The organism is Streptococcus sp. M143 (genome assembly GCF_000162495.1).
Taxonomy (GTDB): domain Bacteria; phylum Bacillota; class Bacilli; order Lactobacillales; family Streptococcaceae; genus Streptococcus; species Streptococcus dentisani.
Genome location: NZ_GG730099.1, coordinates 83532 through 102563 on the forward strand (window position 1 = coordinate 83532; position 19032 = coordinate 102563).

The following is a 19032-nucleotide window of genomic DNA, read 5'->3' on the forward strand; positions in this document are numbered from 1 at the left end:
CCTGATAAATAAAAAATAATTATGTTTTTAATATAACAAATAATAGCTGAGAAAGCAATAGGAAACAAGTAAAATTAAGGAAAATTTTCTCTATTCTGACAAAAAGAAGCTCCAAATTTAGAATCTTTCTTTACAAATGTAAAAAAGGATTCAGCATTCAAGAGAAATACTAAATCCTTTCTTATATTCTGCAACAGTTATTTCACATGTTTTGCGAGATCTTCTTGAGCCTTTTTATTAGACTCTTCTTTTTCTTTCAGCCATTTTTCTTGGGCTTTTTGGTATTCTTCTGTTGTTACTGGCTTATCTTGTACTTCTAGATATTTGTACAAAAGGGCTTCGCTCATACCTTTGTTACCTGAGTAAGCAAACGGAAGAGTAAATGGTACCATCTTAGACAACATTGGACGACCAGTTTGAGAAGTTGTTGGGATGATCAAGGCACTATCTGTCAACCAAGCTTGGGCAGCAGCATATTTTTCATAACGTTTTGAAACGTCAGTAGTTTCTTCCCCAGCTTCCACAACCATTTTTTCGTAGTCTTCCAAACCAACTTGCTTGGCAGCAGCGTTGTTGGTTCCAGAGTCAAATCCTAGGTAAGTCTTTGTATTTTCTCCTACAGATGGTTTGATAATATCAAGGTAGGTAGATGGATCCGCAAAGTCTGGAGACCAACCAACGTTATCTGAGATATCCCAATCTTCACCAGCAGCAGTCTCGGCAAAGTAGGTGATGTTCAAGACATCGTCTTTTTGAAGTTGTTGGATATCCACAACTACATTATCTGTTCCCAAAGTTGCTTCAAGTGACTGTTTCAAAGATTGCACACGTTGAACTTTCGTTGTGTTTGTTTGGTCTACAGGCATATCCAAGTGGATTGGGAATTTCACACCTTCTGCTTGAAGAGCTGTCTTAGCCTTGGCGAATTCTGCTTTGGCTTTTTCTGGATTGTAAAGTCCATCTTGGGCATCATCCAAGTTCACGTTGCTCCACTCGTCACCGTATGTCACCAATTTTTCTTTGACCAACTCACCAAAGTTTTTACCATCTGCTTGAACAAATGTAGGTGGGACAAACAAGTTGCGAAGCAGTTTAGTCGCACCACTTGCGCCGTTTACTTGAGAGGCATAGGCAGTTCTATCAAAACCAAAGGCAAGCGCTTGACGGAAATCTTTATTTAGAAGAGCTTTCTTGGTAGATGTTTTTTGTTCATCAGCTGTCTTAGAAGTATGTTGATAAGACTGACGGTCGATATTGATACCAACTAAGAAAGTTGTTGAATCTTGTTGTGTGTAAACAATATTGTCTTTAAAGGCTTTTTCAGTCTCTGGGTAGCTCGCGCTTGTTGGGAAGAGACGTGCCATTGTATAGCTGCCATCTTTGAAGGCTTCAGTTGGTTTGTTGGTATCTTGGCCATCCCAGTATGACAATTTCACCTTGCCAATGTGGACATTATCTTTATCCCAATAGTTTGGATTCTTTTCAAACTCAACAGAAGATTTGGCTACAATCGATTTGAGCAAGAATGGTCCATTATAGAGAATACTACTAGGATCTGTCCCTTTGGCGAAGTCATCCCCTTTGGAGTTCAAGAACTCTTCATTTACTGGAGCCAAAACTCCCATCGTTGTCTTAGAATTCCAGAAGCTTTCTGGCTTGTTCAATGTGTACTGAACTGTATAATCATCAAGGGCTTTGATTCCTACTTGAGAGAAGTCTGTAATTTCTCCTTTAACATAGGCGTCCAATCCTTTGATTGATTCTTGAACTAAATAAAGACCATCAGATTTTTTATCAGCAGCATATTTAAGTCCTGTTACAAAGTCTTGAGCTTTGACTGCCGCGTATTCTTCACCTTCAGAAGTATACCATTTTGCATCCTTACGGATAGTATAAGTGTAAGTCAATCCATCCTTGGATACTGACCAATCCTCAGCCATAGACGGCACAAAGTTCCCGTAGCGGTCATTTTCTAGCAGACCATCAACCACGTTGCTGGTAATATTTGCTGTAGCTGCTTTATTAGTTGTCAAATAGTTCAGGTTATCAGGATCCGTCTCATAAATGTATGAGAATGTCTTCTCACCTTTGGCGCTTGAACCTGATCCAGAGCATGCAGCTAAAGTAGTCGCTGCCAATAATGTCACGCCCGCAAGGGCAAATAGTTTTGAACTTTTCATCATTTTCTCCTTTAAAACTTTCTCTCCATTATAGACTCTTTTCAAAAAGATGTCAACAGAATTTTCAGAATTTTTGTGTTAATTTGGTATATTCTGAAAAATAGTTTCAAGGATATTCTAAAGTAATAATTATTCGTCTCTCTTGGGCTTTACTAACAAAGTTTATACCGAAAAAAGTTTCACTAAAAACCAATTTTTCTATATTTTTGCTATAATTAAGTATAAGAACAATCAAGGAGAAAGATATGATCTTAATTACAGGTGCAAATGGTCAACTCGGTACAGAACTACGTTATCTGCTAGATGAAAGAAATGTGGACTATGTTGCGGTGGATGTGGCCGAAATGGATATCACTAATTCTGAAATGGTTGAAAAAGTATTTGCTGAGGTTAAGCCAACTTTAGTCTATCATTGCGCAGCCTATACTGCTGTTGATGCAGCTGAAGATGAAGGAAAAGAACTGGATTTTGCCATAAACGTAACTGGAACTGAAAATGTTGCTAAGGCCTCTGAGAAATACGGAGCTACTCTGGTCTATATCTCAACAGACTACGTCTTTGATGGAAAGAAACCCGTCGGACAAGAATGGGAAGTTGATGACCTACCTGATCCGCAGACAGAGTACGGACGTACCAAGCGAATGGGTGAAGAGCTTGTTGAAAGCCTTACGTCACAGCATTACATTATCCGCACTGCTTGGGTCTTTGGAAATTATGGAAAAAACTTTGTTTTTACCATGCAAAATCTAGCCAAAACCCATAAAACTCTCACTGTAGTCAACGACCAACACGGTCGCCCAACTTGGACACGTACCTTGGCCGAATTTATGACCTACTTGACTGAAAATCAAAAAGAATATGGCTACTACCACTTATCAAATGATGCAGCTGAGGATACCACTTGGTATGACTTTGCTGTTGAAATTCTTAAGGACAGTGATGTTGAAGTACTACCAGTAGACTCCAGCAAGTTTCCTGCCAAGGCTAAACGCCCCCTCAACTCAACTATGAGCTTGGCAAAAGCAAAGGCGACAGGTTTCGTCATTCCAACCTGGCAAGATGCCCTTAAAGAGTTTTATAAACAAGAAGTAAGAAAATAAAAGATTACGACACACATAAAAAGCAAGAGACCTTGAATTCTCTTGCTTTTTTGTATGCATTTATTTAATCACTTGTTGTTTCTTAGCATAGTTAGCTTCGACTGCTTCTTTTTCTGATTTCCACCAGTCTTGGTTATCCGTGTACCACTTGATGGTCTCTTTGAGACCTGCTTCAAAGTTGGTGAACTCTGGCTTCCATCCTAGCTCATCACGAAGTTTGCTGGCATCAATAGCATAACGCAAGTCGTGGCCAGCACGGTCGGTCACATGATCATAAGCGTCAGCTGGCTGTCCCATTTCCTTAAGGATGAGCTCTAACACTTCCTTGTTGTTCTTCTCACCATTAGCACCGATCAAATAAGTTTCGCCGATTTGACCCTTGGTCAGAATTGTCCAAACGCCTGATGAATGGTCATTGGTATGGATCCAGTCACGGACGTTTTTACCTTCACCATAGAGTTTTGGCTTGATACCGCTCAAGATATTGGTGATTTGTCGTGGAATGAACTTCTCAATATGCTGGTAAGGACCATAGTTGTTGGAACAGTTGGAAATAGTAGCTTTGACGCCAAATGAGCGCACCCAAGCTTTGACAATCAAATCTGAGGCCGCCTTGGTTGATGAGTAAGGTGAGCTTGGATTGTACTTGGTTTCAGCCGTAAATTTCTCACCCGGCCCTTCTCCATGACCTGGCAAATCTTCACGCAGAGGGAGATCCCCATAGACTTCGTCAGTTGACACATGGTGGAAACGAAGGTCGTATTTACGAGCCACTTCCAAAAGTGTGTAGGTTCCAATGAAGTTGGTGTGGATAAAGGGACTCGGGTCATTGAGCGAGTTGTCATTGTGGCTTTCTGCCGCATAGTGTACAATGGCATCCGCTTCAGCTGCTAACTTATCTACCAAGGCTACATCAGCAATATCTCCAACAACTAACTCAACACGGTCGCCTAAAATTTCTTCAATATTGGCACGATTACCTGCATAAGTCAGCTTGTCCAGCACTGTCACATGCACATCTGGAAAGTTATTGTAAACATAGTGGACAAAGTTAGAGCCAATAAAACCAGCCCCACCTGTCACGATGATGTTTTTATATTTAGTCATATTATTTCCTTATTCCAAATCTTCTTTTTTCAAAGGCTTCACGTCCTTAAGTAGGGGATGATGTTTGTCCGCTTCAGATACCTCTGCTTCTTCCAGATTTTCCCACTCAATTCCTAATTCTGGGTCAGAGTAGTTAACAAAGGCATACTTAGGTTTGAGTTCAAGCGCCCAATAGTCATTAACCAGATAGCTATAAGAAACTGTATCAGATAGGACTTGAAATCCATTGGCTACGCCACGAGGGACAAAGATTCCCTTACTAGCATCAATCTCTGTCTGGTAAACATTCCCAAAAGTTTCACCCTCACGCAAATCAACCCATGATCCTAGAACCTTCCCATTATCTGCAACAGAGATGTACTTGTCCCAAGGCTCAGCATGGAGGCCTCGAAGAACATTTTTGCGAGAAAAGCTGACGTTATTTTGCAGTTTCCCTTCAGCAAAGAAGCTTTCAGGAAAGCCAAGTGGCAGCATTTTTTCCTTTTGGAAATTTTCCTTAAACCAGCCACGATTGTCTCCATGAACTGGAATGTCAAACTCTAACAAACCTGGAATTGCATCAATCTTACGCACTGCAAGTGTTTTTCCAAAAAAATTATCTGTCATCTAAATTTCTCCAATCAAACGGAGCAAGTATTGTCCGTATTCATTCTTCTTCAACGGCTGCGCCAATTCATGCACTTGCTCTTTACTGATATAGCCCATACGATAAGCAATTTCTTCCAGATTTGCCACTTGCACGTTCTGCATACGTTGAACCGTTTCGATATATTGAGCTGCTTCTAAGAGACTTTCGTGAGTTCCTGTATCCAACCAAGCAAAACCACGTCCCATAAGCTCAACAGACAAATCACCACGATCCAAGTAAGCCTTGTTGACATCTGTGATTTCTAATTCTCCTCGAGGACTTGGTTTGATACTCTTGGCAATTTCGACAACATCGTTATCATAGAAATACAGTCCTGTCACTGCATAGTTAGAGCGCGGCTGTTCTGGTTTTTCTTCGATGGAGATAGCATTCATATTTTCATCAAATTCTACAACACCAAAACGTTCTGGATCCTTAACGTGGTAACCAAAAACAGTCGCACCTTTCTCTTTCTTGGCTGCTTTTTGAAGCATTGTGCTCAGACCAGGACCATGGTAGATATTGTCGCCTAAAATCAAGGCAACGCTATCGTCACCGATAAATTCTTCACCGATAATAAAAGCCTGAGCAAGCCCATCTGGATTTGGCTGTACCGCATAGGAAAGCTTAATCCCAAATTCGGAGCCATCCAATAGCAAGTCCTTAAAACGGGGTAAATCTTGTGGTGTTGAGATAATCAAAATGTCCTTAATCCCGGCCAACATCAAGGTTGACAAAGGATAGTAAATCATGGGTTTATCATAAACCGGCATCAGCTGTTTTGACGCAGCGCGTGTAAGGGGGTACAGTCGGGTACCTGAGCCACCCGCAAGAATAATACCTTTCATAATAGGGTACCTTTCTATATTACTTTATCTGAACACACTCAAATTCCACGTAAAATTCGAACAATCTGTTTACTAGCATCACCATTTCCATAAGGGTTACTTGCTTGACTCATTTTTTTATACTCTTTAGGATCATCCAAAAGCATCTTAAAACTTTGATAAATTGTCTCTTCATCAGTTCCTACTAATTTCAACGTTCCAGCAGTCACTCCTTCAGGTCTTTCTGTAGTATCACGCATGACCAATACGGGCTTACCTAAAGAAGGCGCTTCTTCTTGAACTCCTCCCGAATCAGTTAAAATCATGTAACTATGATTCATAAAGTTATGAAAGTCAAGGACATCTAAAGGTTCAATAATCTGAATCCGTTCTGTGTCTCCAAAAATTTCCGCGGCTGTTTCACGCACCAAAGGATTCTTATGAATTGGATAAATTACCTTAACATCGTCATATTCATTTAAAACTCGTTTAACAGCTCTAAACATATGCCTCATAGGTTCTCCGAGATTTTCACGTCTGTGAGCAGTCAATAGAATGAGACGATTATCAGCGTTTAAATCTAAATCAGGGTGTGTATAATCCTTTTGTACTGTGGTTGTAAGTGCATCAATCACCGTATTGCCAGTCACATAAACATTGTTCCTACCCTCTTTTGTTAGATTTTCTTTAGCTAATTCTGTAGGGGCAAAATGATAATTTGCAATAATAGAAGTCGATTGTCTATTAAATTCTTCTGGGAAGGGACTTTGCAGGTTGTAAGTTCGTAACCCAGCTTCAACATGGCCAACCTTAATTCCAAGATAAAATGCTGCCAAAGCTGCTGCATATGTTGTAGTAGTGTCACCATGAACTAGAACAATATCTGGTTGTTCTTCTTCTAAAACAGGTTTAATTTTTTCTAAAATACTTGTTGTTATAGAGAACAAGGTTTGATTAGCTTTCATTATTTCTAAATCATAGTCTGGTTGAACTCCAAACAATTCCAAAACAGGGCTAACCATCTCCTTGTGCTGACCAGTTACACAAACAACTGTTTCCATATCTGCCTGTTTTTTCAACTCATTCACTAATGGACACATTTTTATCGCTTCTGGACGTGTACCAAAAACTAGCATTATCTTCATGATTTCCTCCTAAATCAATAATTAAATTCTTTATTTGTTTATACATTTCAATTTCTGACCAATTTACTTCTTCTTTGCAAGAAGAGAAAATAATTGAATCGTCACTTCCTCCTTTAATAAAAGCAGAATTACTAAATATAATGAAAAGAAAGCAAAACCTGCTAGCATTAGAGAATAAAATGGTATAGTTATCGTTATCAGCTGATTCAAAATGATTAGTGGTATTGTAGAAACAACTGTTGCAATTATCACATTAACCAAACTCTTTATCGATATATTTGATACTAAATATTCTTTTGAAAAATGTAGTTGTACCATCATCTGCGACAATTCCGCAAAAAGAGTTGCGACAGAAGCACCAATAATTCCAAACTTAGGCATTAACAGTAGATTCAAAATAAGATTAATCATAGCACCAATCGTTACTGCAACCATAAAATATTTTTCTCTATTCATTGGAATCAATATTTGATTTCCTGTAATATTCGAAAAACCAGAAATAAGTAAAATTGGCATAAGTATTTGCATGGCTAAAGTCGCAGGAAGATACTGACTTCCTCCTAGTAATAAGATACTATCTTTCGCCTCTACAATAAAGAATACCATCAATGGAATCGCAATAAAAAATATAACCGCAGATGACTCCTTTAATATTTTTCTAAAATTCGAGGTGTCATTTTTACTAATATAAAATGAAAGTCTCGGTAGCAAAACTGCACTAATAGATGTAATAAGAGAAAGCAAAATCCACTTAACCTTTGATGCCACAGAATAGTATCCCACAGCCTCATTACCATTAATAAAACCGAGCATAACTGTATCTAAATTAGTATAAATATTTACTGCAAGTAATGAAGCAAATAAATACCACATCGGTTTAAAATGATGTTTAAATTGTAAATTTTTATATAATTTAATATTAATGAAATGTCGGCTATGCCATAGATTTAAGATATTTGAACTTAGAGAAGAAAACAATGAAATACTAGCAAAAACAATATAATCCTCTGGCCTTTTCACAAGTAGAAAAATCAATATTAATGATAGAATTTTAAACACTACTGACCGAGTAGTAATATAAGTATACTCTTCCATTCCACTATACAACCAATTTAAGGCAAAAGGAGAAGATAAAATTGTCCCACATGTGAGCAATAAGAGTGAAAATTCTTTATTCAATTGTGTTATAAATATAGTCAAAAATAATAGTATTGCAGTTGTTATTATAGACATAGCAACGTTTATAATCATTAACTCCTGCACTACCTTTGACAACTTGTCTCTATCATCTCTAACACTTGCTACTGCTTTGATACCATAAGTTGAAATTCCCAGAGAAGCAAGTAAAATACCATAATTCCCTATTGAACTAAAAAATGAAGTTAAACCTATACCAGTTGGATTCAATATTCTAGATATATAAGGAAAAGTGATTAATGGGAAGATGATATTTGATAGCGTCAGGACAATATTTAATAATGCATTCAACTTTATGGATTTATTCCCCATAATTTTTCAACCTCAATTTCAAATCTAAATATTTCAATAAAAATATAACTCTTGTATATAATTCTGGAATAAATAGGAAATTGACACCACCAAACAATCTATAAACGAAATCAACCCAAAGTAGATCGCTTTTCTCTCTTAATAACGTTTTTAAAGATTTTTTCGTAGTCTTAAGAGTTACTATCTCACCAAAATTTTCAACAACTTTTTCTTTTAAAGATTCAGAAAATGATTGTAACTTAGGTATATAAATACATTCTTTTTTTAGCGACATCATTAGCCATAGATTTTTTTGTTCAAAAGGGAGAAACTTCATTTTCTTATAAGCTTCCAAAATTTCTGAAAATCCAAATACTAACTCTTCTTGATAATCTTTAACTGCCTGATAAATACTCACATGTTTCTTATCATCTTCAAGAATGGGAATAATTTCACTATCTTTTTTATATTTCAAAACTGGACCATGATCTGCTACAAAAATATCTTCATAAAATTCAAAATTTCTACTCACAATATCATAAAATTCCGATTTATTTGGATAATCAGAAAATAATAGACCAGTTTTATCCGTTTTATTTTCTACTGAGTAAACATTGAGCATCAATCCTAGATAATAACCTACTATTCTCTTGTCTGGAAGAGCCTTTTTGATACTATCTTGTATCGTTCCTTTCCAACCCACATCGACTAAATATACTTCATTTTGATTTTTAGTTAAACGTTCTATATAATCACGTAGTAATTGACTGTCTTTTTTCTCTTTATTGAACTTCGTAATGAACTGAGGATGTTTTTTTAGTTTCTCTAATAAATGATCGTCTACTGTTAATACATATGTTGGTTTCTCTTTTAAATCTTGACAAATCGATGTGATTTCATTATTAGCAAAGTTCAAGTTTAATAAGAAATTTTGTAATGTAATTTTTTTATATTGACGAAAAATCATCTCAAATTCTTCATTCTCTAAAGAAGTAAAAGAAGAATATAATGTCGATCGTCTAGAAACATAAAAATATTCTGTACAAATCTTTTGATTTTTCCCAAAAAAAGTATCTTGATATATATCAAAAAGTCTTTTCAATAACTGTCCTTCTCTTGAGCAAAAGAGTGCTATTTGAACATCATCTTGAATCATCTTTTTATGCAATTTCGAAATAAAGAATACGATGTCAGCTAAAAAAATATTAAACGGTGCTTTTTTACTGTTAGAAAATAAAATTTGATTATAGAGTCTTACCAACTCTTTCTCTGCTACTGTTGTATTTTTATCTATGTATTGTCTATAAATAGCATTTAATCCTAGAGAACGCGGTACTTCATAATCAGATTTATAATTATCTCCTATCATGGTAATGTCTGTAGGATTTAAATTTAATTCTTTCAAAATTAGCTTATATAAATTTCCTGTGGATTTACGGCAAGCTTTCTCACTCGAAATATAGATAGAAGAAAAATAATCAAAAATTTCAAATTTTTTTAATATAGTTTCTATTAATTCTCTATCAGTATAAAAATCCGAAACTAAGATAATCTGTTTTGAATCACTTTTCAATTTTTTTAAAACTTCTTTAATTTCCGAATCCAAGTAAATATGTTGTAATTCAATTTTCAATTCTAGAATTTTAGCTCTATGAATAAACTCTTCTTTCGATGTATTTTTTATCTTATCTTTAATTTCATTATATATTCCAGACAAAAGATCTAGATAACACATTTCTTCAGTGCCTAACTCTTTATTGTTTTCGACACTTTTTCTGATCTTGTATAATATTGCAGGAGATACATCAAAATTCAGCTCCAAAGCCATTTCCTTAGCCCACTGATACAAAGTTTGCTCAGGATGACAATTCCTATGTACAACAGTATCAAAAAAATCAAATGCAACTATTTTTGTTTTTATTTGAGATATATCAAACACTTCCATGTTTCACCTAACTATTTTAAATTATGATCCTATAATGACCACTCTCTTTGCTTATTTAATCTAATTATCTTAGTGCATCTACAGTTATAAGCAGTAACTTATTCGTTTATGAAAATAAATGGATAGGATGGATCAATTCTATTAAATACACCATCTAAATAATATTTATACTTTCTTCTAGAACAATCTCTTCTCAAGAAACAATGATAAAGTTGTTGCAGGAATAAATAGAACAAGAAAACAGTATACCTTAGTTTACTATTTACATTTCTTCGAACAAATACAACTCTATTTCTTGCCATTAAATATTCTTGAAGTCCATTAACCGCTTTTATAGAGACCGAACCTTTATGATAAACATAACTTTGAGTAAGACATATATTCTTATATCCTAATTTTTTAGCTCTATAACACCATTCAGTTTCTTCATAAAATAGAAAATAGCTTTCAGGTATATATCCAATAATTTTCAAGATAGAGGTTTTGAACATCAAACACGCTCCCCCAATATAGTCACTTTCGATTTTAGAAGGAAGTTTGTCTCTCTGAGCACCATGATTTTTTAAAGTTACAATTCCTCTATTAATAAAAATATCACCACCTGTAGATTGTACCAAGTTATTATTTTTATATTCAACTAACACTGGACTAACAAAAGCAACAGAGGAATTATCTTCTAGTTCTCGTTTACACGATTCCAAAAAATCAACCTCAATTAGTGTATCGTTGTTTAATATACAAATGTAGTCATATCCATTATCCTCAGCATACTTTATTCCAATATTGTTTCCATTCGCATATCCTCTATTTTCTAGACTAGTGATAATCTTAATAGGGGATAGCGCCCTGGATAACTCTTTGACACTATCATTAACCGAATTATTATCTACAATCACGATGTCATACTCATTTGATTTTATAGTACTTCTCAAACTTTGTACACATTCAATCGTATCTTCATAATTATTATAATTGAGAATAACTATACATACTTTATCCATTATACACCTAATTTTCTATGTCATTTTTTAGCCTATAGTCATAGTAGAATATTAATGCAAGAACAATTGCCAATGAGAAACTTCTCTGCGCTCCAAAGATATTTAAAGAAATTGAAGTAATTATTAAATTAGTTAAGAGTGCAATAAAAAAGGCTCGGTCAACTCTATATTTATCATTTGACATTCTTAGAATTAAATTGATTATTTTATAAAATATATAACCATACATAAAAATTGCGGCCACACCAAATTGAACAAACAACTCTAAAAAACCTAAATCATCTAGGTACATCTTAACAGCACCTGGCCCAGCCAAAATAAAATTACTATTTATATTACTTGATGTTAGAATTCCAACCCCAAGTTTCCATACACCATTAGCTAATAAACCAAGATAGTATTTCAACTCCCAGTATCTAAATCCTAACCCCATATCAAATGATCCAGTATCTATATTTAAATACGCTTTAATATAATCCAATCCACCTCCATAAACGAATACTATAATTACAGTTATAAAACTTAAAGAGGTGAGCAATCTAGAAGTTCTTCTAGAATATACAAACATGAGAAAAATTGAAATCAAAACAGAAACCAATAGCATTCTTGTCTGATTTACAAATGTTATATACATTAATATCAAGAACAAATAATAAAAGTATTTCCTATTTCCAAATTTAAAATAGAAAAAAGCGGAGATTAGCAAACCTATTATAATTAATGGCGTTCCATCTATTCGTACCGAAAATTCATTTCTATACCACAAATCTCCGAATTCTCTTAAAATAGATGGAAATAGTTCAACTTGAAATAATGTATATAAAAACCAAGTGAATGCTCTAATCCCAAGAGAAAACATAAAAATATTGAGTGTATTATCTAAAATTTTTCTCATGTTTTCTTGTTTGTTTTTAAAAAGGTAAATCAATACAAAAAATAGAAAAATCCATATATATTGCCTAGATGCCAAAAAAATACTACTCACACTGTAATTATAAAGAGTTTTAGCTCTTAAGATCTCATATATAATACATATAAATAAAAAAGTACCATAGATAAAAGCAGATTTAGAAATTCTTTTAGCATTAACAATCAGTATAGGAATCATTAAAAATAAGAGTGCAATAGATAAAATAGTTAATAAGTTTCTGTGCCAATATAAGTTGAGGGAAAACATAAGAAACATTCCCACTGATAGCATCACTGTAAAATAGTATAGAATCTCTATAAATTCAAACTTCTGTCTCTTCATTCATCTCTCCACAAAAAATTACAATTGATTAATCAACTGATGAATCATCTCCGCTCTTTTTTCCCAAGTATTACTTTTCAAAAAATCTTCTCTAGCTATACTGTCATATTTCAAATTATTATTTTCAATCAATTGCACCAGATTCATTTGGTAATCTGAATAATTTGAATACATGTATACAAATGGTTCAAATCTCAGAATTTCCTTATAACATACCGTAAGTATATTTTTGTTAAAGTTAATATATTCATACAACTTGACTGGATCCACTGCTTCAACAATATCATTAATTTGAAACGGCATAATAAGAACATCTGCATTCTCAATATACTGATAAATCTTCTCGTGTGGTACACTTCCTAAATAATGAATTCTATCATGTTCAGGAATAACAGCTTTACTAATCGGACCAATCAACTTATATTCAATATTATCAAAATCTTCTAAACTTCGTAAAATGATATCAAAATCAAACCAATGACTGATAGTTCCAACATATGCAAGTACAAGCTTTTGGTTATTCTTTTTATGCTGAGTAGGAATGCTTAAGATTTTACCATTATAACCATTTCTAACCACCACTATTTTATCAACCTGTTCTTCCAAGTTATAATCAGAAATAATATTTTCTCTTAATTTCTCACTCGAAACCAAGATTAAATTAGCTCTATTGACCAGTTTCTCTTCTAAATCCTTTAATCGCTGGCGTTCCTCTCTATCCTCTATAAAAGCCACATGATAATCCATACAATCATATATTATTTTTTGTTCTGAATTGTCTACAAGAGATGCAAACTGCATTGGATTTGTCAAATATACATATTCTGGTTTAAAGGTCTTAACTTTTCTTCGAATTTTCCAAGCAACAATTTTATCATTCAGTTGCTTTAGTTTAGGTGACCTATTAACAAAAGGTAGGGCATAAATACGTGATATATTTGTAATGTTAGTATTTCTATCCTCAGTCAACCCTTTTCTATTATACCAATAGCGATACAGAACTAGTATCTCATAAAAATTAGATAAGCTTTCTGCAATAAATTGTGGACGCTGTTTTATCCAATTCCAATCAACATTTGTCACATATAAAATTTTTTTCATCATTTTTTTATTCATTTTTAATAATTACCGACTAATTTTATTTTTCTCCATTAAAGTTAAAAAATAACTAGTGGATTCAAAGTTGCATTTGTTTGAAAATAAAGTTTTTTCTACTAAGTTTGTATAAACCTGATTAGTTGCAACATTTTGATGGTGCAATACCTTAATCTTCGGTGTGTAAATTCTCTTGTATCCTTTTAATTCAGCTTCATAATCTAATATCTCTGTTTCATAGTAGAAGAAGGTGTTAGGGTTAAAAGCATACTCCTCTTTTTCGATAAAATCTCTTGAATATACAATAAACGAACCATGAAGAATTGGGTTTTCTACCTGTTTTCTATAGTCTACTGATCCTTTTTTACGTCTATTTTGATAGATTGCTGTTCGAAGAGTTTTACTAGCTTTCATCCAACATTTGATTTTTAAAACTAGACTAACTTGGCTCCCTTTTTTAAATTTTTCATTTAGAGTTTTAACTTCTTCATAAGTATAATGTGTCAACCGTTTTGGGTTTTGGTGAAGTTGATAAGTAGTCGAGAAGATATCTGGCCCAAGCAAATGGAATTTCTCCTCACGATAGATATCTGTCACGATTTTTTCAAAATCTTCTGTTTCTATCTCAATATCGTTATTCATGATAACCATGAAATCGGGGTTATACTTTTCCTTAGCAAATTGATAAGCTACATTATTTCCACGAGCAAAACCAGCATTTTCATGATTAATCAATACATCAATCTCTGAATCCGACTCATAAAGCTCTTGTAGTTTTTCACCCGTACCATTATTAGAAAAATTATCAATAATGATTATCTGTTTTGAATTGGAATTCGCTTCCTTTATTGATTTAACACAAGAAATAGTTTCCTCTAATACTTTGTAATGCAAAATAATATAACAAAACAAATTATTGTCCTCCTAAATGCGATTTCTTTTCATCATCACTAGGCTCTTCGTGAAGATAGTTTTCCCCATAAAGTCTTTTCAAGTAGCGATCATACTCCGTTGGAACTTTAAAGAAGGTATCCTCAAAAGGCTTCTCTACTCCTTCTCCCCAAATCTCTACTGGCATAACTTCTTTAGCAAATAAAGAGGCATTGATAGTTCCAGCATACCTCTGCTTTTTCCAATCATACTTTTTATAGAGATTATCCAAGCGTCTATAAACAGAATTTTGAGGAAATAGTTTTGCAAATCCTAGCTTTTTAAAGAAACCGATGATTAGTTTTTGCTTAACGGAATGCATATCCACATGATCTCCAACATAAGTAGTTCCTAAACTTGCTAAAAAACGATACCAGTATACTTTACCGAAGTAAAGCTTTCTTGAAAATGAATGATTTGGGGCACCATCCAAAGGAATGATATCAATCAAATGCAGGCCTAAATTGGTATTTCGTGGCAAGCCCAAACGTTTCCGTTCATCTTCTAAAAGGAATAAGCGAGGAAAGTAGCAATGTAAAGTATCGCAATATTGATAAGCAAGAACCTGATATTTGCCTGCGATAATTCTACCCTTAAAGATACCTGGAAGTTTATCGTAGCCTTCACGGGGCACAGCAATATCCATGTCATCATCCCATGGAATAAAGCCATCATATTTGACTGCCCCAAGTACACTCCCCCCACGAAGGAAGAAATCTATTTTGTTCTCTTTACAAATTTTTTGAAACTCTTTTATAGCATCCAATTCAACTTTCTGAATCAATTTAACCATTTCTGTTTGGTTCAAAATTTATATCCCCTTTTCGCTCTTAAGACTTTTCTTATAAATGAAATATTCCCTACAAAATAACGCTTAAAAAGGCGTTTAGGTTCATTAGCTACGCGGAATAACCATTCCAGATTCAATTTTTGCATCCATAATGGAGCTCGTTTGATGTGCCCTGATAATACATCAAAACTGCCACCAACACCCATAAAAACAGCATTAATTCCATTATCCATGAATGATTGGATAATATATTCTTTCTTAGGAGAAGTAATCCCTACAAACACAAAGTCTGGTTTTCTATCTTTAATATCTTCCTGAATCTTTTCTTCATCTTCAGGTGAAAAATATCCATTTCTATAACCAACAACATCAAGATCAGGATATCTTTGTTTAAAAGCTTTTAGCATATCTTGCAAAATTTCTTCTTTGGCTCCAAAAAAGTAAACTGAGTATCCTTTTTTATTTGATAACTCTAGCAAATTTTGCATCAAATCTATACCAGCTACTCGTTCAGGGACAGGCGCTCCTAAAAACTTACTCGCTAAAACCACTGAAGCACCGTCGGCATTAATTATTCCTGATTCATTAACGATTTTTTTAATTTTCTCATCTTCATGGCACTGATTAATTTTATCCGCGTTAACTCCCATCAAGTGCAAAGGATGCTTCTTTAAAACATACTGTTCAACAGCATCCACTGTTTCTTTCATCGTTAATGGATCAATAGTAATTCCTAATATTTGAATTCTCTCATTCATATGAACTATTTCGCTCCATCCTTCATCAATACAACTTTAACTGTCTTCAATAAAATTTCAACGTCTTTCCAGATTGTCCAACCATCAATATAGGCCACATCTAATTTGACAACTTCATCGAAATTCTTGATTTCACTTCGTCCACTGACCTGCCATAATCCTGTTATCCCAGGTTTAAAACTTAAACGACGTTTTTGTTCTGGGGTATAGTGTTCATACTCGTCCACTGTTGGTGGTCGTGTACCTACCAAACTCATATCTCCCTTTAGAACATTATAAAACTGTGGCAGCTCGTCCAAGCTAGTCTTTCGTATAAAACGACCAATTTTCGTGATACGTGGGTCATCATCCACCTTAAACATTCCACCCTGCATGGTATTTTGTTCCATGAGTTCTCTTTTTTTGTCCTCAGCATCTACACACATGGAGCGGAACTTGTAAAAAGTGAAGTGGCGACCATTTTTTCCTATACGCGTCTGAGCAAAAATAGCAGAGCCCCCATCCTTTCGAATCAAAGGGACCAGTACAATACTGACTAGACCACATAGTATCAGCCCTACTAGAGAACCGATAATATCAATAATCCGCTTAGCAATCACGTGGCTAGTCTTATAAAATGTTGTAGAAAAAGTCACAACGTTTAATCCTGCCATCTCACGAATTTGCTTGTTACGTGCCAAACTACGATCAAAAGCATTTAGATTGACTGTCACATCAATTCCCATCGTTTCAAACTGAGAGATAAGCTCTCCAATATTGTATTTTTCACTTGGAAGATTGATAAAGACTTCATCGACCACCTCATGAGTCGCAAAGTCTACTATCTCCTCCTCTGCTACTACCTTTAAAGAATTATGCTGAAAATCTGGTTTGTCTAAAACACTGACAGCTACCAACTCCCCAACAACCTCATTTGATTCTATTAATCTATCCAGTACCTTTTCGGCACGAGAAGTTGCTGTGAGCAAGAGGATCTTCTTACTTCCTTTAAAATTGGGGTAAGCCCGCTTCCAATACCACTTGATAAATAGGTTTAGCACATAGACTAAAAGAGCATCTAATGTGAGGAAGTAAATCATGCCTCGTCTGGAAATACTAAATCGATCTTCTAAGAAAAAATTAGAAATACTAATCGCTAGCGCAAAGAATAGGATATATTTCAATGTCTGGACAAGTTCAAGCAAATATCCCCTTTTAAAGAAATCTTGTCCATAATCACTGATATAAAAGACAAAATAATGGAGGATATAAAGTGCAATAGCTGTTGTTGAAACAATCTCCGTTTCTCTCACAGCGCTAAGCAGATAAGTCAATAAAATAACAAGAAAACTCTGGATTATGGCCAATGAAGGCTTTACTACTTTTCCATTCATCTCTATCCCCCAACCTATTTTTTATTTTTTCCCGTAATCTCCATAATTTCCATAAGGACTGTGTTTGTATACTGAAGTATCGAATTTATTCAACACAACTCCCAAAAACGGCTTCCCAGTTTGTTCCAACTGTTCTTTCGCTTTTTGAATATCTCGTCGATTTGTTTCACCTGCTGCTGTCACTAAAATAGAAGCATCACATTTTCGCGTAATGATAGCCGCATCAATCACGACACCGACAGGAGCAGTGTCTACAATGATGTAGTCAAAATATTTACGCAAGGTTTCAAGCATTGTACTTAAATTCTTACTTTGAAGAAGGGCCGTCGGATTTGGTGACACAGTACCAGCCTGAATCACAAAGAGATTTTCGATATTGGTATCACAAAGTCCTTGTGACAGGTCTGTAGTTCCTGATAGAAATTCTGTCAGACCTGTGATTTTATCCCTTGCTTTAAAGACACCTGACATAACAGAATTGCGGATATCTCCATCAATCAACAGCGTTTTGTAACCTGCACGCGCAAAAGCCCAAGCGATATTAGTGGAAGTCGTTGATTTTCCTTCTCCTGGTTTCACAGAAGTGATAGAAAATACTTTCAAATCATCTCCACTTAACTGTAGGTTCGTGCACAAAGCATTATAATACTCCTCTGCCTTTTTTACAAGATCCAATTTTGCCTGTGAGATTTCTAACGTTGGCATAACTTCCTCCTATTTCATTTTGTCCAAATCTGGAACGACCCCTAGAAGTGGAATTTGCAGTAAATCTTCGACATCTTCAGGACGTTTCACACGGGTATCGAGCAACTCAATCAAAAGAACAGTAATTACTGTTACGACGGCTCCTCCAAGAAAACCAAACAAGGTGTTGCGTCGAACATTTGGAGAAGAGGGAGTCGTAGCTGGTCGCGCTTCTTCAAGTGTCGTTACATCAGATACTCGCGTTACAGCGATGATCTTTTCTGCAGCAGCTTCTCGTAGAGAATTAGCAATGCGGCTGGCTTCCTCTGGTTGTTTATTCTTGACAGAGATTGAGACGATACGAGTGTCAGTTGGTACCGTCACTTGAACTTTGCTGGCTAACGTTTTTGCTGGCATATCCAATTTCAAATTTGTCGCTACCTTTTCCAATACATCCTGCGAAAGGATAATCTCGCGGTAGTCTTTTACCAGATAAGATCCTGCCTGCAAGTCCTGATTCGTCAGTCCCGGCTTATCTCCTTGATTACGGTTGACTACGTAAATACGCGTGGTACTCGTATATTCTGGCTTAACAATAAAAGCGCTATATGCAAAAGCTCCCGCCCCCGTCACCAGTGCCACTAATAAAATAATTAGCTTGCGTTTCCATAAGGTTTTAAATAATTGAAATACATCGATTTCTATCGTATTTTGTTCTTTCATCATTTC

Annotated in this window: 17 protein-coding genes; 1 reads left to right on the top strand and 16 read right to left on the bottom strand. The window is 34.9% G+C overall.

Going from position 1 to position 19032, the window contains the following annotated elements; all coding sequences use genetic code 11:
• Positions 1 to 197: 197 nt before the first annotated feature.
• Positions 198 to 2180 (bottom strand): peptide ABC transporter substrate-binding protein, encoded by a 1983-nt coding sequence (locus tag HMPREF0850_RS11915; protein ID WP_000842567.1) that lies wholly within the window; start codon positions 2178 to 2180, stop codon positions 198 to 200.
• 245 nt (positions 2181 to 2425) lie between these two features.
• Between HMPREF0850_RS11915 and rfbD the strand changes: the two genes are divergently transcribed.
• A complete protein-coding gene (gene rfbD / locus HMPREF0850_RS11920; RefSeq protein WP_000600920.1) occupies positions 2426 to 3280 on the top strand; it encodes a dTDP-4-dehydrorhamnose reductase in 855 nt (284 codons plus the stop codon).
• 60 nt (positions 3281 to 3340) lie between these two features.
• Here rfbD and rfbB read toward each other — a convergent pair whose 3' ends face one another.
• The 15 genes from rfbB to HMPREF0850_RS11995 all read right to left on the bottom strand — a co-directional run bounded on the left by rfbB (position 3341) and on the right by HMPREF0850_RS11995 (position 19026).
• Positions 3341 to 4387 (bottom strand): dTDP-glucose 4,6-dehydratase, encoded by a 1047-nt coding sequence (gene rfbB / locus HMPREF0850_RS11925; RefSeq protein WP_000170498.1) that lies wholly within the window; start codon positions 4385 to 4387, stop codon positions 3341 to 3343.
• A gap of 9 nt (positions 4388 to 4396) precedes the next feature.
• On the bottom strand, positions 4397 to 4993 hold the full coding sequence (locus HMPREF0850_RS11930) for a dTDP-4-dehydrorhamnose 3,5-epimerase family protein (protein WP_000131470.1): 597 nt from the start codon (positions 4991 to 4993) through the stop codon (positions 4397 to 4399).
• Positions 4994 to 5863 (bottom strand): glucose-1-phosphate thymidylyltransferase RfbA, encoded by an 870-nt coding sequence (gene rfbA, locus HMPREF0850_RS11935; RefSeq protein ID WP_000676133.1) that lies wholly within the window; start codon positions 5861 to 5863, stop codon positions 4994 to 4996.
• A 38-nt stretch (positions 5864 to 5901) separates the two neighbouring features.
• On the bottom strand, positions 5902 to 6990 hold the full coding sequence (wecB, locus tag HMPREF0850_RS11940) for a non-hydrolyzing UDP-N-acetylglucosamine 2-epimerase (RefSeq protein ID WP_025168410.1): 1089 nt from the start codon (positions 6988 to 6990) through the stop codon (positions 5902 to 5904).
• 60 nt (positions 6991 to 7050) lie between these two features.
• A complete protein-coding gene (locus HMPREF0850_RS11945; RefSeq protein WP_000527159.1) occupies positions 7051 to 8496 on the bottom strand; it encodes a flippase in 1446 nt (481 codons plus the stop codon).
• Positions 8486 to 10420: an HAD-IA family hydrolase gene (locus HMPREF0850_RS11950; protein WP_000451557.1), complete on the bottom strand. Its 1935-nt coding sequence runs from the start codon at positions 10418 to 10420 to the stop codon at positions 8486 to 8488. Before HMPREF0850_RS11950 ends, HMPREF0850_RS11945 begins: the two co-directional genes overlap by 11 nt.
• A gap of 98 nt (positions 10421 to 10518) precedes the next feature.
• On the bottom strand, positions 10519 to 11421 hold the full coding sequence (locus tag HMPREF0850_RS11955) for a glycosyltransferase family 2 protein (RefSeq protein WP_000361937.1): 903 nt from the start codon (positions 11419 to 11421) through the stop codon (positions 10519 to 10521).
• Between the two features lie 7 nt (positions 11422 to 11428).
• Positions 11429 to 12673, bottom strand: a complete 1245-nt coding sequence (locus HMPREF0850_RS11960; protein WP_000828637.1) for a hypothetical protein — start codon at positions 12671 to 12673, stop codon at positions 11429 to 11431.
• Between the two features lie 18 nt (positions 12674 to 12691).
• The gene (locus tag HMPREF0850_RS11965) at positions 12692 to 13789 is read right to left on the bottom strand and encodes a glycosyl transferase (RefSeq protein WP_001035790.1); all 1098 of its coding nucleotides are present in this window, start codon (positions 13787 to 13789) and stop codon (positions 12692 to 12694) included.
• 9 nt (positions 13790 to 13798) lie between these two features.
• Entirely contained in the window at positions 13799 to 14680 is an 882-nt protein-coding gene (locus tag HMPREF0850_RS11970) for a glycosyltransferase (protein ID WP_000458859.1), read from the bottom strand.
• Between the two features lies 1 nt (position 14681).
• The gene (locus HMPREF0850_RS11975; RefSeq protein ID WP_001076787.1) at positions 14682 to 15506 is read right to left on the bottom strand and encodes a LicD family protein; all 825 of its coding nucleotides are present in this window, start codon (positions 15504 to 15506) and stop codon (positions 14682 to 14684) included.
• Positions 15503 to 16246 (bottom strand): WecB/TagA/CpsF family glycosyltransferase, encoded by a 744-nt coding sequence (locus HMPREF0850_RS11980; RefSeq protein WP_001005724.1) that lies wholly within the window; start codon positions 16244 to 16246, stop codon positions 15503 to 15505. The genes HMPREF0850_RS11975 and HMPREF0850_RS11980 overlap by 4 nt, the downstream gene beginning before the upstream one ends.
• Before the next feature lie 5 nt (positions 16247 to 16251).
• A complete protein-coding gene (locus HMPREF0850_RS11985; protein ID WP_001013651.1) occupies positions 16252 to 17619 on the bottom strand; it encodes a sugar transferase in 1368 nt (455 codons plus the stop codon).
• Between the two features lie 21 nt (positions 17620 to 17640).
• Entirely contained in the window at positions 17641 to 18324 is a 684-nt protein-coding gene (locus tag HMPREF0850_RS11990; RefSeq protein ID WP_001142537.1) for a tyrosine-protein kinase, read from the bottom strand.
• Positions 18325 to 18333: 9 nt separating this feature from the next.
• Positions 18334 to 19026 carry a capsular polysaccharide biosynthesis protein gene (locus HMPREF0850_RS11995; RefSeq protein ID WP_000664138.1) on the bottom strand — a complete coding sequence of 231 codons (693 nt, stop codon included), beginning with the start codon at positions 19024 to 19026 and terminating at the stop codon, positions 18334 to 18336.
• Positions 19027 to 19032: the final 6 nt, after the last annotated feature.

Bases quoted from the DNA above. Each gene is read 5' to 3' on its own strand.
- HMPREF0850_RS11915 (WP_000842567.1), bottom strand. From the start codon at position 2,180: ATGAAAAGTTCAAAACTATTTGCCCTTGCGGGCGTGACATTATTGGCA.
- rfbD (WP_000600920.1), top strand. From the start codon at position 2,426: ATGATCTTAATTACAGGTGCAAATGGTCAACTCGGTACAGAACTACGT.
- rfbB (WP_000170498.1), bottom strand. From the start codon at position 4,387: ATGACTAAATATAAAAACATCATCGTGACAGGTGGGGCTGGTTTTATT.
- HMPREF0850_RS11930 (WP_000131470.1), bottom strand. From the start codon at position 4,993: ATGACAGATAATTTTTTTGGAAAAACACTTGCAGTGCGTAAGATTGAT.
- rfbA (WP_000676133.1), bottom strand. From the start codon at position 5,863: ATGAAAGGTATTATTCTTGCGGGTGGCTCAGGTACCCGACTGTACCCC.
- HMPREF0850_RS11945 (WP_000527159.1), bottom strand. From the start codon at position 8,496: ATGGGGAATAAATCCATAAAGTTGAATGCATTATTAAATATTGTCCTG.
- HMPREF0850_RS11950 (WP_000451557.1), bottom strand. From the start codon at position 10,420: ATGGAAGTGTTTGATATATCTCAAATAAAAACAAAAATAGTTGCATTT.
- HMPREF0850_RS11955 (WP_000361937.1), bottom strand. From the start codon at position 11,421: ATGGATAAAGTATGTATAGTTATTCTCAATTATAATAATTATGAAGAT.
- HMPREF0850_RS11960 (WP_000828637.1), bottom strand. From the start codon at position 12,673: ATGAAGAGACAGAAGTTTGAATTTATAGAGATTCTATACTATTTTACA.
- HMPREF0850_RS11965 (WP_001035790.1), bottom strand. From the start codon at position 13,789: ATGAATAAAAAAATGATGAAAAAAATTTTATATGTGACAAATGTTGAT.
- HMPREF0850_RS11980 (WP_001005724.1), bottom strand. From the start codon at position 16,246: ATGAATGAGAGAATTCAAATATTAGGAATTACTATTGATCCATTAACG.
- HMPREF0850_RS11985 (WP_001013651.1), bottom strand. From the start codon at position 17,619: ATGAATGGAAAAGTAGTAAAGCCTTCATTGGCCATAATCCAGAGTTTT.
- HMPREF0850_RS11990 (WP_001142537.1), bottom strand. From the start codon at position 18,324: ATGCCAACGTTAGAAATCTCACAGGCAAAATTGGATCTTGTAAAAAAG.
- HMPREF0850_RS11995 (WP_000664138.1), bottom strand. From the start codon at position 19,026: ATGAAAGAACAAAATACGATAGAAATCGATGTATTTCAATTATTTAAA.